Source organism: Streptomyces sp. NPDC057654, from assembly GCF_042800135.1.
Classification (GTDB): domain Bacteria; phylum Actinomycetota; class Actinomycetes; order Streptomycetales; family Streptomycetaceae; genus Streptomyces.
In genome coordinates, this window is the sequence record NZ_JBHVHQ010001146.1 from 1 (window position 1) to 2188 (window position 2188).

A 2188-nucleotide genomic window follows, 5' to 3' on the forward strand; every position below is an offset into this window, starting at 1 on the left:
GGTGAGCACGGTGCGGCGGGGAGTGGGTCTGCTGGTCATGGCGGGTGTCCCCCAGTCGTCTGCGGAGATCGTCTGCGGATGGGCGGGAGCTGCATGAACGCGGCACAACTATCGCCCGTTTCGGACGTCCTGGACCAGTGATTCCCCGTGTGGCGCGCCATGAATATTGGTAAATACCACTGCCGGTGCCATCCGATCCGCCGAGCAGCGGGCCGCGGGCGGATCATCGGCGGCCCGCGGGCGGATCACCCGCGGACCATAGGGTGACCAGGTGAAAGATCCCATCGACGCCGACACCGACACCGGCGCCCCCGCCCCGCTCGACGCCCTCGCCCGGCGGCTCGGGGCGCTGCCGCCGTCCCTCGGCCCGGTGCGGCTGGTCGCCGTGGACGGGCACGCGGGCTCCGGCAAGACCACGTTCGCGGGGCGGCTGGCCGAGGCGCTCGGCGGCGCGCCGGTGCTGCATCTGGACGACCTCGCGACGCACGAGGAGCTGTTCGGCTGGACCGGCCGGCTGAGCGAGCAGGTGCTCGGGCCGCTGGGGCGCGGCGAGGCCGCGCGGTACGGCGCGTACGACTGGGTGCGGCGGCGGTTCGCCGAGGTGAAGGAGGCCGCCCCCGAGCCGGTCGTGCTCGTGGAGGGCGTGGGGGCCGGGCGGCGGGCGCTGCGGCCGTATCTGTCGTGCCTGCTGTGGATGGAGCTGCCGCAAGGCGATTCCTGGGCGCGGGGCCGGCGCCGCGACGGCCCCGGGCTCGCCGGATTCTGGGACGGCTGGATGCGCGCGGAACGGGCGCATTTCGCCGCGGACCCCTCCCGTCCGCATGCCGAACTCCTGGTGTTCTCGCGGGATCAGGGGTATGAGGTACTGCCGGGGCCCGCCGGACCTCGCTGAACTGCCCTTGCCCTCACGCTCCGTGACCGGGTGCGGCCGGTCCGCTTCCCACCGCCGAGCGATCCTTGCCGAGTGCTTCAACTCCGCTTGACCTGGGGGCCGTACAGGACTTACGTTTCCAATGTGCGGCCCGCGAGGGCCGCCGGCAGACGCGAAGCCCCCGGTTGTTCCCCCGTGATCGGGGGCTTCGTTCTGTCCTCGCGCGGCCATTTGCGGCCTTTGCGCATATCAGCCCTTACCCTCGGTCACCACCGCCGGTATTCCCCTTCGCACCGCGAACAGCCGTGCGGCACCCTTCGGTCGACGGCAACTCCGCAGGTACGATGCCAAACGGCGCACTCGGCGGGTCGCCGCACGAGGGCGCCGACGCAATGGTCAACTCCCGTCCACGGCACAACGGTCAGAAAGCGCGGCCAGGCACTCGCCCGGCGGCACGCCACGGGGGCACGGTTTGTGGGGGACGTGATGGAATTCGGCACGCAGGGCTCACACGCCCCGGCCGAACTCGCCTGGCTGCGCGCCGTCGACGCCTACACCATGGGCGCGTACGCGCAGGCCGAGGAGGAGTTCCGGGTCGCGGTCCGCATCGATCCGGCGATGGCCGACGCCTGGCTCGGCCTGCACGCGCTGCGCGCCGACACCACCACCGCGCTGCTGCGCATGCACCGCCACCGCGACCGCTTCGGCGAGCAGCGCGCCCGCCACCGACGCTCCCTCAATTCCTGGTACTGGCTCGGCTGGTGGGTGCAGCCGGTGCTGGAGAGCGGCCGCGACCTGCTCCTCGCGCACGCCTCGCACTGGCTGGACGGCCGCCACGTCCCCGAGCTGGACCGGGCGCTGGCCGGCTGCCCGCCCGTCGAGGCCGACGCCCAGGTGCGGTTCCTGCACGCGTGCCGCGCCTATCTGGTCAAGGACTGGGACCAGCTCGTACGCCATACCGAACCGCTCCTCGACGACCCGGTGCTGGGCATAGAGGCCGGGCTGTTCGGCGGCATGGCACGGGTCCGGCTGGAGATGTACGGGCAGGCCGAGCCGCTGCTCGCCGCCGCCCTGATGCGCTGCCGCAGCGAGCAGCCGCAGCGCAAGGAGCTGCGCTACTGGCTGGCCCGCGCGCACGAGGGCACCGGCCGCAGCGCCGCGGCCCTCCCCCTCTACCGCGCCGTGCACCGCGTCGACACGGCGTTCATGGACACCGCCGCCCGGCTCGCCGCCATCGCCGACGGGGACGGCCTCGACGGGTCCGTCGAGTCGGACCTCGCGGCCATATCGCTGGCGGGGCTCGGCCAGGCCGCCGAC

1 protein-coding gene and 1 pseudogene are annotated in these 2188 nt (G+C 73.2%); both read left to right on the top strand.

Features of this window, described 5'->3' with window-relative positions; all coding sequences use genetic code 11:
* Positions 1-271: 271 nt before the first annotated feature.
* Positions 272-892 (top strand): uridine kinase, encoded by a 621-nt coding sequence (locus ACFU99_RS41410; RefSeq protein WP_384403305.1) that lies wholly within the window; start codon positions 272-274, stop codon positions 890-892.
* A 465-nt stretch (positions 893-1357) separates the two neighbouring features.
* A pseudogene (locus ACFU99_RS41415) lies at positions 1358-2188 on the top strand (CbxX/CfqX); the annotation flags it as partial.